This window comes from Candidatus Methylomirabilota bacterium (assembly GCA_036005065.1).
Taxonomy (GTDB): domain Bacteria; phylum Methylomirabilota; class Methylomirabilia; order Rokubacteriales; family DASRDR01; genus DASYQW01.
Window position 1 is genome coordinate 1 of record DASYQW010000131.1, and the last position, 12,590, is coordinate 12,590.

Below are 12,590 nucleotides of genomic sequence, written 5' to 3' on the forward strand. Positions count from 1 at the left end.
GGCCCATCGAGGACTTCGCGGGGAGGTCCGAGGCCGGCGCGGCTGACGAACGCTGACTCGCCCTCAACGCACGGTACCGCGCAGGAGTCAGTCCGAACGCCGATCTGAAGGCTCGCGTGAAGTGCGCCTGATCGGCGAATCCCGCGTCGAACGCGACCTCGACCAGCGGGCGCTCCCGGTGAATCCGCTCCCGGGCCAAATCGAGCCGGCGCATGAGCAGATAGCGGTAGGGACTGGTCCCGAACATGATCCTGAACTGCCGCGCCAGATCGTAGCGTGTCAATCCCGTGACCGACTCCAGCTCTCGCGAACGCACGACCCGGGTCTTCTCGGCGTCCAGGAACTGCCGAGCCCGTTCGATGGCCCGGACGTCGACGCGTCGGGAGATGACGGATCCGGCACCACCCCGCTCTCCGGCCATCAACCCTTGCGCCAGGTCCACGATGAGGCCGTCCACGGCCAGCGGTTCCAGCGGAGCGCGAAAGGCCGCGTCGACGGCTCGCGACAGGATCGCGTTCGTCGACACGGGCTCGCTCACGAACGGCAGCGAATAGGGCCTTCCGCGGAGGGTCCGTACCGCGTCCGTGAGAAGAAACGGTTCCACATAGACGATCCGATACCCGAATCCCTCGTCGGTGCCCGCGTGTCCGTCGTGGACCTCGTCCGGATACAGCACGACCGCGTGCCCTGGAGTACTCGCATGGACGGAGCTCCGGTAGTCGAAGACCTGGACGCCGGAGTCGGTCACACCGATCGCATACGTGTCGTGGCGATGTTTCTGATACGCCTCGCCAGCGAACCACGCGCTGAATAGCGCGCTTCTCGCGCTGTCGATCGTCCTCATCGTCCGGTGAGAGCGCGTCGGTGAACGCCCCTGTGCCTGCCGCCCGTGGTTTTCGGGGCGGAGGCCGCCTCACGACTGGACGGCCCCGCCGTCCACGTTCCACGCCTGTCCGGTGACCCCGCGGGCCTCCTCGGAGGCCAGCAGCACCGCGAGGGCTGCCACCTCCTCGGGCTCGACGAGCCGCTTCTGGGGTGAGAACGCGGCCAGGGATTGCACCGCCTCCTCGTACGACCGGCCGGTCTTCTGCTGGATACGCCGGGCGCTCTCCCAGGTGAGGTCGGTCGCGACGTAGCCGGGACAGATGGCGTTGACGGTGACCCCCGCCGCGACGACCTCGGCGGCCAGCGCCCGGGTGAGCCCGAGCAGACCGTGCTTGGCGGCGACGTAGGCGGCGACATAGGGAAAGCCCTGCCGGGCCGCCGTGGACGCGATGTTGACGATGCGGCCCCACCGGGCGGCGAGCATCCCGGGCAGGACCGCCCGGCTCATGTAGAAGGCGCCGGTCAGGTTCACCGCGAGGTGACGCGCCCACAGGGCGTCGTCGGTGTCGGCCAGCTTGGCGGAGACGGCGAGGCCCGCGTTGTTGACCAGGATCTGGATCGGCCCCAGGGCCTCGGTGGCCGCACGCACGGCCGCGTCCACCCGGGCCCCGTCGGTGATGTCGCAGGGGATGGCGACGGCCCGCCGGCCGAGCGCCCGGCACTGGGCGGCGACCGCCTCGATCTCGGGGGCCGTGCGCGCGACCACCGCCAAGTGGGCCCCTTCGCGGGCGAAGGCCAGGGCGATCGCGCGGCCGATGCCGCGCCCGCCACCGGTGACGAGGGCCATGCGGTCCTGGAGACGCACGAGAGGCTCAGCGGACAGGGGCGCCGGGCATGAGTCTGCCTGGTCGATGATACCCCCGAGCCGGCGGATGGGGAAACATCCGGCCGCCGGTATCAGCCGAAGGCGGTCTTGCCGCGGGCGAGGTGCCGGCGTCGGCTCACCGGCTGGCCGGTTGCACAGGCGGTTTACATCGGCTATGATCAGTACTAATCAGTACTACTTAGGAGGAGTCCGTGTCAAGGCTCAAGAAAACTAAGATCGTTCCAGCCCTTGCGGCCCGGACCCAGCTGGGTCAGATCATGAAGGAGGTCCAGAGCGGCCAAGTCCGCGTGCTCGTTGAGAAGTCCGGGGTCCCCATGGTGGGCATCATCAGCGCCGAGGAGTTCCAGCGGGTGGTCGCCGAACGGGAGGCCCGCTTCGAGGTCGTCGATCGTATTCGCCGGCGGTTGCCGAGCGTTTCCGACGCCGAGATCCAACGCGACGTGGGCGAGGCCCTGAAGCAGGTCCGCCGCCGCCGTCGTGCTTAGGGTGCTGCTGGACACGAACCAGCTGATCAGTAGCCTCGTGAGCACCCGTGGGCCTCAGCGCGAGCTCGTGGATGCGTGGCGCCGGCGAGCGTTCCTGCTGCTCCTGACGGCGGAGCAACTCGAAGAAGTGCGCGAGGTCCTCGGGCGGCCGAAGATCGCGCGGAAGTATCGAATCTCGCCCGCTGATCGCCAGGCATTCCTCGACCTGCTTCGCGCAGAGGTAATTCTTCTCCCCGACGAGCCGGCGCCCGGTGTCTGCCGCGATCCGGACGACGATCACCTCCTTGGGTGCGCCGCGGCCGGGGGCGTCGAGTACCTCGTCACCGGCGACAGGGACCTCCTGAGCGTCCGCCGGTTCCGAGAAACGTCCATCGTCGACGCGCGAGCCTTCCTGGGACTCTTGTCCACGTAGCTCTCCTTCACGCCCTTCCAGGGCGTGGGAGTCGGCATCGCTCGAGCATCCAGCCCGACAGCTCCTTGGGGAGCGCTTCGAACCCTTCGAGGCCCATGAGCCCGATCTCCGCCCACCAGCCCTGGAGATCCGCATAGTGCCAGGCGTTGTAATAGAGGAGCGGGAGATAGCCGATCCGGACGGGTGTCTGCGCCTGGGGCGTCCCGTCGGCCGTTCCGAGGATCGCGAGCCCGATCAGCACGGCGGCCAGCCGCCGACCCCCACGCGTCGCGCGCGACTCCATGTCTAGTCCTCCCCGGCCTCTCGTTTCACACGAGGCCGCGGTCCGTCAGCTCCTTCTTGACCCAGGCGTAGACGATCGGCGCCAGGACGAGGCCGGGGACGCCGAAGACCGCCTCGAAGGCCAGCAGCGCGATCAGCATCTCCCAGGCTGCGGCCTGGATCTGGCGCCCGACGATCCGGGCGTTCGTGAAGTACTCGAGCTTGTGGATCACGACGAGGAAGGCGAGCGAGCCCAGCGCCACCCAGGCCGAGACGCCGAGCGAGATCACGACGATCACCGTGTTCGAGATGAGGTTGCCGACGACCGGCAGGAGCCCGGTGAGGAACGTGATGGCCACCAGGGTCCCGGCGAACGGCAGGTGGACGCCGAGGATCGGGAGGAGGAGCAGCAGGTAGAGCCCGGTGAGCACGGTGTTGAGGGCTGAGATCTTCACCTGGGCGAACACGATGGCTTCGAAGGCGTCGGCGAGGCGCCGGCCGCGCTCGGCCAGGGCCCGGGCCAGCGGTCCGGGGGTGTACGAGCGCGGGTGAAAGAAGATCAGCACGCCGACGGCGATCCCCACCGCGATGTGCACGATCGCCCGGCCCAGCTCGCCTCCCGTTCGTCGGAGCTCGACGGCGTGCTCGCGGAGCCACGCCGCGGCCGCCTGCTTGAGCTGGTCGGCGTCCTGGACCGTATCGGGCACGAACGAGGGGCCGCCGCGCTCTTCGAGCCAGAGGCGGGTCTCGTCCAGCACCTGGGCCATCTTCTGAATGAGGGCCGGGACGTCGCCGACGTGACCGCGGATCAGGCCGACGAGCAGGAGCGCGACGCCCGTGGCGATGCCGATCGCGCTGACGCCGACGAGCGCGGCGGCCAGCAGCTTGGCCGAGCCGTGGGACACGCGTGGCCCGGCGATCCGGTGGGCCAGGCGGTGGAGGAGGACGGTCACGAACAGCCCGGCCACCAGGGCGGGGACGAGTCGGTAGGACAGGATCAGCAGGAGCGCGGCGGCGGCGAGGATCCAGGCCGCCTTCTCGTACGGGGTGGCCGGGGCGGGCCCGGCGGGCGCGCTCGACGGCATGCGCGCCGCCTCCTCGACAGCGCGCTCGACGGGCTCCGGGGAATCGCTCAATGCCGGCCCCTCCAGGCGAGGCGCCGCGGCGTCGCGCGGTCACCGTGGCGGCCTCAAGCAGGATACACTAGGGGCCGGTCGGTCGCATGGGGCGGGCATACCTCCTGACGGGTCGCCCGGGCGTGGGCAAGACCACGTGCGTCCGCGCGGTGCTCGAGCGCGTGGCTCGGCCGGCGGGCGGGTTCGTCACCGAGGAGATCCGGGAGCGGGGCACGCGGGTGGGCTTCGCGCTGCGCACCCTCGACGGGCGGCGGGCCACGCTGGCGCGCGTGGACCGCCCGGGCGCGCCCCGCGTCGGGAAGTACGGCGTGGACGTGGCCGCCCTCGATCGCATCGGCGTGCCCGCGATCCGGGCGGCCGTCAGTGAGGGACGCCTGGTGGTCATCGACGAGATCGGGAAGATGGAGATGGCGTCGGCCGCCTTCTGCGAGGCGGTAGAGGAGGCCCTGGCCAGCCCGGCCACCGTGCTGGGCACGATTCTCCTCGCTTCCCACCCCTGGGCGGATCGGATCAAGGCTCACCGCGCCGTCCGGATCATCGCGCTCACCCCGTCCAACCGGGACGCGCTCCCCCGCGAGCTGGCGGACCGGCTGCGATGAAGCTCGGCGTCTTTCTTCCGATCTCGGGCCGGGCGGCCAGCGGGGTCCTCATGGAGGCGGCCCGCCAGGCCGAAGCCCTCGGGTACGACTCGGTGTGGGCGGCCGACCGGATCGTCACCCCGTGGGAGCTCCACACCCCGTACCCGTACAACGAAGACCGGCGCTTCTTCGTCCCCCCCGACGTCCCGTTCCTCGAGCCGCTCACCTGCCTCGCCTTCCTGGCCGGCGGCACCGAGCGGGTCCAGCTCGGGATGAGCGTCCTCGTCCTGCCCTATCGCCACCCGCTCCACTGGGCCAAGATCGCCACGACGGTCGACCACCTCTCCCGCGGCCGGCTGATCCTGGGAGTCGGGGTCGGCTGGATGGTCGAGGAGTTCGATGCGCTCGGGGTGCCGTTCAAGGAGCGGGGAGCGGTCGCCGACGAGCAGCTCGAGGTCGTCCGCCGTCTCTGGAGCGACCAGCGCCCGCGGTTCGACGGCCGCTACTACCGCTTCGCCGAGGTCGGGTTCGCGCCCAAGCCGCTTCAGACGCCTCGGATCCCGATCTGGGTCGGCGGGGAAGGGGAGCGGGCCCAGCGGCGCGCCGGCCGGCACGGCGACGCCTGGTTCCCCTACTTCGTCCGGATCACGCCGCGGGAGCTGGCCGCGCGCTTCGAGCAGGTCCGCCGCTGGGCCCGGGAGGCGGGGCGGGAGCCGGAGGCCATCCACCTGGCCTGCTGCCTGCCGGTCGAGGTGACGCCCGAGCCGGTGCCGCAGGAGCCGGACCGCCTGCTGGGGACCCCCGAGCAGGTGGCCGAGGCGCTCCAGGGCTTCCGGCGAGCCGGAGTGGAGCACGTGGCGCTCCAGTTCATGGTGCCCCGCTGGCCGGAACGCGTCGCCCAGATCGAGCGCTTCGCCCGGGAAGCCTTGCCCGCCCTCCGCCAGTAAATGGGAGGGGGTCTCGACGGCCCCCTCCCAAGCCTCCCCCAGGAGGGGTTGCGGCGGCGAAGCCGCCGCTCGGAGGACGCCTCGATCCACCACGAGCTCGGTGGCCGGCGCCGAGGTAGGTCGCGCCGGTCAAGCGTCCTCGACCCGGAGCATGCTCGGCGACCGCGGGCCGGCTCTCCACGCGTCGTGGAGCCCTCGGTCACTCAGACGACCGCGCCGTCCCGGACCAGGTGCGACCGGAGTTCGCTCACCGCCACCTCCCGCGGCAACCATCCCTTGGCCGCGCACAGGGCCCCCGCGGTCCCGGCGGCCTGGCCGATCGCCATGATGTGGGCCTGGACCCGCACCGAGCCGTTCGCGTAACGCTCGGACGATAGAGCTCGCCCGGCGACCAGGATGCCGTCGATCTGCTTCGGGACGAGACACCCGTAGGGAACCCCGTAGGCCTCGCCGTCCTTCACGTGCTTGTGCACGATCCTCCCGGAGGCTTCGTGAACATCGAGGCAGTAGGCGCCGCGCGCGATGTCCGCGTCGGACGTGCGTCCGTCGAGGCAGGCCTCGGTGGTCAGGACCTGCTCCCCGACGATGCGGCGGCTCTCCCGGACTCCGAGCGCCGCTGCGGAATCGAGCACGAACGCCGCCGCGAACCCGGGCACGTACTTCCGGAAGAAGTTCGCGACGACGAAGATCTGCTCTCGCCCCTCGAGCGCCGCCTGGGTCAACCCTTCGCCGTCCGTGGGATTGAGGCCGAGCATGCTCGTGGAGTTCACCGTGACGACCCCGGGGATCGTGGTGATCGAGAACACGACTCGCTCCCGGTTCTTGTGAAACTCCTCGCGGGCCTTGGCTTCCCGCACCGCGTCGTAGTACCCCGTCACCAGCGGGTAGTCCTTCCAGTGCCGCAAGCCGGCCGCGATCTCCTCGCGCGTCTTCCCGATGAACGGGTCCTCGCCCAGCATGAACTGGTCCGGGCGCTGCTTCACGTACGCGAGGTGCTCGGCGAGGTCCACGCCGCCCAATCGGAAGAACAGGCTGATGGACATCGTCCGGCCGGTGTCGTCACCCAGCAGGAACGGGCCCCCCGCCTGGGCGACGAGGTCGGCGTCTCCGGTGGCATCGATCACGACCCGCGCCCGGAGCGTCTGCTCGCCGGACTTGTTCACGACCCGAATGCCCACGACCCGGGTCTCTTCGACCAGGGGGGCGATCGTGTACGTGTTGAGCATGAGCGTGACCCCGGCCGCGACGCAGAGCTTCTGGGTCACGAGCTTGAGGACCTCCCCATCCACCGGGGTGACGGTGTAGGCATTGCCGTACGGATTGAGCAGGTGCCCGCGGTTGTCGGGGAAGCAGCCCCCGAGCTTGATGCACGCGTCGACGATCTCCTGGGGGATGCCGTTGCAGATCTGCTCGCCCTTCATGTTGTGGAAGGTGAGGAAATTGCCCAGAAGCCCGGCGGTGGCGTTTCCTCCCAGGAAGGGAAAGCGGTCGGTCAGGAGCGTACGCGCGCCTTGGCGAGCGGACGCGATTGCGGCCACCACGCCGGCCATGCCGCCGCCGGCGACCACCACGTCGTAGTGCGTGTCCACCATGCTATCCTCCGTCGCCCTTGGCTCGCCGCTGCCAGAAGGTCATGAGCTCGTCCGCGGTGACTGCCGGGTGCTTGTGTTCGAGGATCGCCAGCGCGGCCGCATGGCGCTCCGAGCTGAAAGAGGCCAGGCAGTCGGTCACCAGCACGACATAGTAGTCGCGGGCCGTCGCGTCGATGGCGGTGGCGAGGACACACGATTCAGTGGCCATCCCCGTCAACAGGATCGTCGTCACCCCCCGGCAGCGGAGGATGGTGTCCAGGGCGGTGTTGAAGAAGCCACTGGCCCGCACCTTGTCCACCACGGCTTCTCGCGGTCGCGGCGCCACCTCCGGGACGATCGCGCGACCCCAGTCGTCCACGCAGTAGCGGAGGGCCTCCCCGGCCCGGTACCGCTGGCGATCATAGGCCGGGCTGATGACGTGACCGGGGGGATCCTCGACGAAGCGCAGGTAGACGGGCTGCGCGCCGTGGGATCGGGCGCTGTCCAGGAGCAGCGCGAGGGGGGCCAGGATGCGGCGCCCGGCGTCGATCCGCATCCCCTGGCGCGCGAAGCACCCCTCGGGCGCGCAGAAATCGTTCTGCACGTCGACCACGAGCACGGTTGTCTTCACGGGATCGAGGGCATCGGCGACCCAGGACTCCATCTCGGCCTCCTACTTGAGCGCTCCGCCGGAGAGCCCGCTGATCAAGTGGCGTTGGGCGAGCATGGTCACGATGAAGACCGGAACGAGTAAGACCGTCGCCTGGGCAGTCAGGTCGGCCCAGTCGACCCCGAACTCGCCGACCGCCTTCGCCAGCAACACCGGGACCGTGGTGGCCCGCGTGCTGGTGAAGATGTAGGCGAACATGAACTCGTTCCACGACAGCACGAAGACCAGAATGGCGGTGACCGCCAGCCCCGGCGCGGCCAGCGGGAGGGTGATCCGCCAGAGCGCGCCGAGGCGCCCACACCCGTCGGTGAAGGCGGCCTCCTCGAGCGCCTGGGGTACGGCGTCGAAGGCCGCCCGCAGCAACCAGATCGCGATGGGGACCAGGAGCGCCGTGTACAGGATGACGAGGCCGAGGGTCGTGTCGCTCAACCGCAGCCGCGTGAAGAGCAGGTACAGGACCACGACGCTGTTCATCGGCGGCAGGAGCCGCGTGGCCAGGATCGAAAACAGCAGGATCCCTCGGCCGCGAAACTGCATCCGCGAGAAGGCATAGGCGGCCAGGCTGCTGACCAGGAGCGTCACGGCGGTCGTGTAGGACGCGGTGGCGAGGCTGTTCAGGAGCGCCTCGCGCATCGGACCCGGGCCCAGGAGCTTTGCCCAGCTCTCGAAGCTCGGCGTGAACACGATCAGCGGCGGGCTCGCGAAGATCTGAAGCCGTGTCTTGAGGGAGGTCAGGACCAGCCACAGGATCGGAATCAGGGCAAAGGCGAGGAGCACCGTCACCACGAGCATTCGGAGGGAGGTCCGGGCGAGGGGCCGCGCGCGCATCGGCCTGGGTCAGGCTCGGCCCTCGGCAGGCACCAGCTTGAGATAGAGCACGGCGAACAGGCCTCCGAGGAGCAGCAGGACCATCCCGACCGCGGCCGCCGTCCCTCCCTCGAAATAGCGGAAATAGAGGCGATACAGCACCAGCCCGAGGGAGTGCGTGCTGGTGCCCGGGCCGCCTCCGGTCAAGGCCACGATGAGGTCGAAGACGCGGAGCTTGAAGATCGTCTCGAAGATGATCACGACGCTGAGCGAGGGGAGCAGGAGCGGCAGCGTGATCCGGCGGAGCTCCTGCCAGACGGAGGCGCCATCGAGGCGCGCCGCTTCGGAGAGCTCGACCGGAATGGCGGCCAGCCCGCCCAGAAGCACCAGGGTCACGAAAGGCACCGAGCGCCAGATCTCGGTCGTCATGAGCGCCACCCCGGCCATGGCGGGTTCGGCCAGCCAGGCGACGGGCTCGATCCCGAAGACCGTGCCCAGCAGGTAGTTGGCGAGGCCGAACTCGCGGCCCCAGACGAGGCCCCAGCCCAGCCCCGCCGCGACCGGCGAGATCATGTAGGGGAGCAGCAGGAGGCCGACCAGCAGTCGCCGCGAGATCGTGACGGGGTGGAGTACGAGGGCGGAGGTGAGCCCGAGGACCAGGGAGACCGCGAGCGTCACCACCGTGTAGAGCAGCGTGAACCCGAGAGCCTGACGGAACAGGGCGTTGTGGGTGAACAGCTCCACGTAGTTGCCCAGTCCCACGAAGATGCCCCGCTGGGGCGCCGTGAATTTCCAGGACCACAGGGACAGCCAGGCGTTGTCCAGGGCGGGGTAGGCGAACACTCCCGAGATGACCAGCGCGGCCGGCGTGATCAGGAGGTAGGGCAGGGCCCGCTCCGCGGAGAGGCGCCGCCGCTCCCGCCCGGCGCGGGCCTGCCGGTGGATGCCGGAGTGTGGTTCCGCGATCACCGCTTGAGCAGCGGCTGGATCCGCTCGCACATGCGCGCCACGGCCCGCTCGGGGGCCTGGCGCCCGGCCAGCACCGTGGCGTGCTCCTCGAAGACGATGTCCTGGATCTTCGGCCACTCCGGGTGATGAGGCACGCTGACCGAGGCGGCGGCCGCCCGGCCCCAGTCCTGCGCGTGAGGGAACATCTTCTGCACGTCAGGGGAGGCGAAGGCCGAGGCCCGGGCCGGCCCGAATCCCCAGGCGCTGGCCATCCGGATCTGCGGTTCCTTGGCGGCCATCTCTTGCATGAACGCCCAGGCGGCGTCCTTGTTGCGGCTGTGCTTGTCGAGCATGTTGTACCAGAACGTCTTGAAGGTGCGGCCCGCGGGCACGCCGGCCGCGGTCGGCATGACGGTCCAGCCGACGTGGCCGCTGACCTTGGAGTTCTTGGGATCGTTGAACTGGGCGTAGTAGGTCGAGAAGGCGGCCGCCATGGCCAGGCGCCCCTGCTGGAACGCCCCGATCAGCTCGTCGCGGCCGAACGCCAGGAGATCCTTGGGGACGAGTCCCTCCTTGACCAGGTCCGCGTAGAGGCGGGCCGCCGCGACTCCAGCCGGGCCGTTGAGCGCGCAGCGAGCCTTGTTGTCCTCGAAGAGGTTGCCGCCCGCCGCGAAGTGGAACACCAGGAAGTCCTGGGCGCCGACGTTGGCCTCCTTGGCGCGGACGCCGAGGGCGTACGTCTCGGTATTTCCATCCCGCCGGAGACCCGCCGAGACCTTCCGGGCGGCGGTCAAGAGGTCGTCGAGCGTCCGGGGGACGGCGACCTGGTACCTGTCAAACAGGTCCTTGCGGTAGAAGAGCATGACCACCCCGCCCTGGAAGGGCATGCCGTAGGTCTTGCCGCCGACCCGAACGGCGTCGAACAAGGACGGGATGATGTCGCCGAACTCGTAGCTCGGGGGGAGCTTTCCGATCATCGGGTCGAGGGACTCGAGGTACTGCGCCATCTCGTCGGTGAAGTAGTTGTCCAGCACCGTGACCACATCGTAGCGACCGGTCCCGGCGATCCACTCGACCATCGCCTTCTCGTGGAGCTGGATGATCGGCTGGGTGACGACCTCGACCTGAATACCCGTGCGCTTGACGAACGCCGGGATGACCCCGTTCGGCCCTCCGGTGTTGCCGTAGACCGTGGGGTGGATGAGAAACGTGACCTTCTTGTCTTGTGCCTCTGCGGGTTCGGAGGCCATCAGCGGGAGGAAGAGGCCGAGGCACGCCGCGAGAATGCTCGTCCGGTACCGCATGTTCGTGCTCCCTCTGCGAGTTGGTTGTGGGCCGGGATCCGGGTGGGCGAGCCGAAGGCGAGGAGGCATGACGAGTCACCCGGACGATCGATGGCGGGGACGGGAGAGCATCAATCGGGACACCGGTGGCAGGTGTCCCAGGCGCTGGCTGATCTCCCGGGCCGCGGTGCAGAGATCGCGCGCCACCGTCGGGATTCCCCGCCGGGGGAGTTGGGCGGCCGGAAAGCTGATGCCGATGGCGGCCAGTGCCGTGCCGCCACTGCCCAGGACAGGCGCCGCCACTCCCCGAACGCCCTCGACGGACTCTTCCAGGTTGACCGCATAGCCCAGGGCCGAGACCATCGCGAGCTCACGCCGAAAGCGCGCGACGTCTGTGAGGTGCGCCCCACCGCCCGGGCGGGCGGCGGCCTGCTCGATGAGGACGGCGGCCGCCGCGTCGGGCAAGAAGCCCAGGAGCACCTTCCCGGTCGAGCCGTAGGTGGCCGGCAGCCGCGCGCCGACCGGGAAGGATGTCCGCAACACCTCGGGACTGTGGATGCACTCGAGCGTCACCTGCTCCTCTCCATCGAGGACTCGAAGGACCACCGTGCCTCGGCTCCGCTCGCTCAGCTCGCCGAGCACCGGCACCGCGGCCGCGTGCAGCGACGTCGCACGGGCCACGCGGCTTCCGAGCTCGAACAGTCGCAGACCGAGCCGATAGGGCCCCCCGCGCGCCGGCTGCTCGACGAACCCGCGCCGCTTGAGCGTGGTCAAGATCCGGAACACGCGGCTCTTGTACAGGCCGAGGCGCGAGCTGATGTCCGTCAACGTCAGCTCGGCGCGTGGGCCGAAGGTCTCGAGGACGGCCAGGCCGGCGTTGAGGCCGTCCAATCCATCCCGCGCGATTCGGCGCTGCTTCGGCATTGTTCTGATGATCAGAACCAGAGTCGGTCATTGGAATTACAGCGAAGTGCCCCCGTCCTGTCAAGGCCCCTGACCGCTCCTCCCCCGCCGGGGGCCAGCTCCACCGTCCGGCCGAGCGCCCGTCTCTTCGACGAGAGCGCCGCCGAGGGGGCGGCGCGGTTGACACTGGCCGGGCCGAGCGATAGAGTTCACTCACACCGTTCGCGCGCCTAGCCCGCGTCATTCAAGACATCCTGCCGAGGAGGGTCCCGTGCCGCAGACGAAATTCCAGCTCGACGAGAAGGACCTGCCGACCCGCTGGTACAACATCCAGGCGGATCTGCCCGAGCCGCTCCCACCGGTCATCCATCCGGGAACGCTCAAGCCGATCGGCCCTCAGGATCTCGCGCCGCTCTTCCCCATGGAGCTCATCAAGCAGGAGGTGAGCCAGGAGCGCTGGATCGAGATCCCGGAGCCCGTGCGGGACGTCTACCGCCTGTGGCGTCCGACCCCGCTCTACCGCGCGCACCGCTTGGAGCGCGCACTCGACACGCCGGCGCGGATTTACTACAAGTGGGAGGGGGTCTCGCCGGCCGGGAGCCACAAGCCGAACACGGCGGTTGCGCAGGCATACTACAACAAGCAAGAGGGCGTGCGGCGGCTCACGACCGAGACGGGAGCCGGACAGTGGGGCTCCGCGCTCGCCTTCGCCTGCCAGGCCTTCGGGCTGGAGTGCAAGGTCTACATGGTGCGGGTCTCGTACGACCAGAAGCCGTACCGCCGGCTCATGATGGAGGCCTGGGGGGCGTCCGTGCTTCCGAGCCCGTCGCCGGAGACGCAGGCGGGCCGGGCGGTCCTGGCTCAGGACCCCCGGTCGC

Annotated in this window: 15 protein-coding genes; 5 read left to right on the forward strand and 10 right to left on the reverse strand. The window is 69.7% G+C overall.

Annotated elements, in window-relative coordinates; genetic code table 11:
- On the reverse strand, positions 1 to 844 hold an 844-nt coding region (locus VGW35_09440), incomplete at its 3' end, for an AraC family transcriptional regulator (GenBank protein HEV8307878.1).
- 69 nt (positions 845 to 913) lie between these two features.
- Entirely contained in the window at positions 914 to 1,690 is a 777-nt protein-coding gene (gene fabG, locus VGW35_09445) for a 3-oxoacyl-ACP reductase FabG (GenBank protein HEV8307879.1), read from the reverse strand.
- 212 nt (positions 1,691 to 1,902) lie between these two features.
- Between fabG and VGW35_09450 the strand changes: the two genes are divergently transcribed.
- Positions 1,903 to 2,196 (forward strand): type II toxin-antitoxin system prevent-host-death family antitoxin, encoded by a 294-nt coding sequence (locus tag VGW35_09450; GenBank protein HEV8307880.1) that lies wholly within the window; start codon positions 1,903 to 1,905, stop codon positions 2,194 to 2,196.
- Position 2,197: 1 nt separating this feature from the next.
- The gene (locus VGW35_09455) at positions 2,198 to 2,608 is read left to right on the forward strand and encodes a putative toxin-antitoxin system toxin component, PIN family (protein HEV8307881.1); all 411 of its coding nucleotides are present in this window, start codon (positions 2,198 to 2,200) and stop codon (positions 2,606 to 2,608) included.
- A gap of 7 nt (positions 2,609 to 2,615) precedes the next feature.
- Here the strand turns inward: VGW35_09455 and VGW35_09460 are convergent, their stop codons facing one another.
- Both VGW35_09460 and VGW35_09465 read right to left on the reverse strand, forming a co-directional pair.
- Positions 2,616 to 2,891 (reverse strand): hypothetical protein, encoded by a 276-nt coding sequence (locus tag VGW35_09460; GenBank protein ID HEV8307882.1) that lies wholly within the window; start codon positions 2,889 to 2,891, stop codon positions 2,616 to 2,618.
- 25 nt (positions 2,892 to 2,916) lie between these two features.
- Positions 2,917 to 3,954, reverse strand: a complete 1,038-nt coding sequence (locus tag VGW35_09465; GenBank protein ID HEV8307883.1) for an AI-2E family transporter — start codon at positions 3,952 to 3,954, stop codon at positions 2,917 to 2,919.
- A 137-nt stretch (positions 3,955 to 4,091) separates the two neighbouring features.
- On the opposite strand from VGW35_09465, the gene VGW35_09470 reads away from it, so the two are divergent.
- Positions 4,092 to 4,604, forward strand: a complete 513-nt coding sequence (locus tag VGW35_09470; GenBank protein HEV8307884.1) for an NTPase — start codon at positions 4,092 to 4,094, stop codon at positions 4,602 to 4,604.
- On the forward strand, positions 4,601 to 5,530 hold the full coding sequence (locus VGW35_09475) for an LLM class F420-dependent oxidoreductase (protein ID HEV8307885.1): 930 nt from the start codon (positions 4,601 to 4,603) through the stop codon (positions 5,528 to 5,530). Before VGW35_09470 ends, VGW35_09475 begins: the two co-directional genes overlap by 4 nt.
- A gap of 203 nt (positions 5,531 to 5,733) precedes the next feature.
- Here VGW35_09475 and VGW35_09480 read toward each other — a convergent pair whose 3' ends face one another.
- From VGW35_09480 to VGW35_09505, 6 genes are all read right to left on the reverse strand, one after another.
- Complete coding sequence (locus tag VGW35_09480) at positions 5,734 to 7,122, reverse strand: FAD-dependent oxidoreductase (protein HEV8307886.1); 1,389 nt, start codon at positions 7,120 to 7,122, stop codon at positions 5,734 to 5,736.
- 1 nt (position 7,123) lies between these two features.
- Positions 7,124 to 7,765 carry an isochorismatase family cysteine hydrolase gene (locus tag VGW35_09485; GenBank protein ID HEV8307887.1) on the reverse strand — a complete coding sequence of 214 codons (642 nt, stop codon included), beginning with the start codon at positions 7,763 to 7,765 and terminating at the stop codon, positions 7,124 to 7,126.
- A 9-nt stretch (positions 7,766 to 7,774) separates the two neighbouring features.
- Positions 7,775 to 8,599, reverse strand: coding sequence for a carbohydrate ABC transporter permease (locus VGW35_09490; protein HEV8307888.1), 825 nt, complete (start codon positions 8,597 to 8,599; stop codon positions 7,775 to 7,777).
- A gap of 9 nt (positions 8,600 to 8,608) precedes the next feature.
- Positions 8,609 to 9,547, reverse strand: coding sequence for a sugar ABC transporter permease (locus VGW35_09495; protein HEV8307889.1), 939 nt, complete (start codon positions 9,545 to 9,547; stop codon positions 8,609 to 8,611).
- A complete protein-coding gene (locus VGW35_09500) occupies positions 9,544 to 10,830 on the reverse strand; it encodes a sugar ABC transporter substrate-binding protein (GenBank protein ID HEV8307890.1) in 1,287 nt (428 codons plus the stop codon). The genes VGW35_09495 and VGW35_09500 overlap by 4 nt, the downstream gene beginning before the upstream one ends.
- 75 nt (positions 10,831 to 10,905) lie before the next feature.
- On the reverse strand, positions 10,906 to 11,733 hold the full coding sequence (locus tag VGW35_09505) for an IclR family transcriptional regulator (protein ID HEV8307891.1): 828 nt from the start codon (positions 11,731 to 11,733) through the stop codon (positions 10,906 to 10,908).
- Between the two features lie 250 nt (positions 11,734 to 11,983).
- On the opposite strand from VGW35_09505, the gene VGW35_09510 reads away from it, so the two are divergent.
- On the forward strand, positions 11,984 to 12,590 hold a 607-nt coding region (locus VGW35_09510; GenBank protein HEV8307892.1), incomplete at its 3' end, for a pyridoxal-phosphate dependent enzyme.

Bases quoted from the DNA above. Each gene is read 5' to 3' on its own strand.
- VGW35_09480 (HEV8307886.1), bottom strand. From the start codon at position 7,122: ATGGTGGACACGCACTACGACGTGGTGGTCGCCGGCGGCGGCATGGCC.
- VGW35_09460 (HEV8307882.1), bottom strand. From the start codon at position 2,891: ATGGAGTCGCGCGCGACGCGTGGGGGTCGGCGGCTGGCCGCCGTGCTG.
- VGW35_09470 (HEV8307884.1), top strand. From the start codon at position 4,092: ATGGGGCGGGCATACCTCCTGACGGGTCGCCCGGGCGTGGGCAAGACC.
- VGW35_09505 (HEV8307891.1), bottom strand. From the start codon at position 11,733: ATGCCGAAGCAGCGCCGAATCGCGCGGGATGGATTGGACGGCCTCAAC.
- VGW35_09465 (HEV8307883.1), bottom strand. From the start codon at position 3,954: ATGCCGTCGAGCGCGCCCGCCGGGCCCGCCCCGGCCACCCCGTACGAG.
- VGW35_09475 (HEV8307885.1), top strand. From the start codon at position 4,601: ATGAAGCTCGGCGTCTTTCTTCCGATCTCGGGCCGGGCGGCCAGCGGG.
- VGW35_09485 (HEV8307887.1), bottom strand. From the start codon at position 7,765: ATGGAGTCCTGGGTCGCCGATGCCCTCGATCCCGTGAAGACAACCGTG.
- VGW35_09490 (HEV8307888.1), bottom strand. From the start codon at position 8,599: ATGCGCGCGCGGCCCCTCGCCCGGACCTCCCTCCGAATGCTCGTGGTG.
- VGW35_09500 (HEV8307890.1), bottom strand. From the start codon at position 10,830: ATGCGGTACCGGACGAGCATTCTCGCGGCGTGCCTCGGCCTCTTCCTC.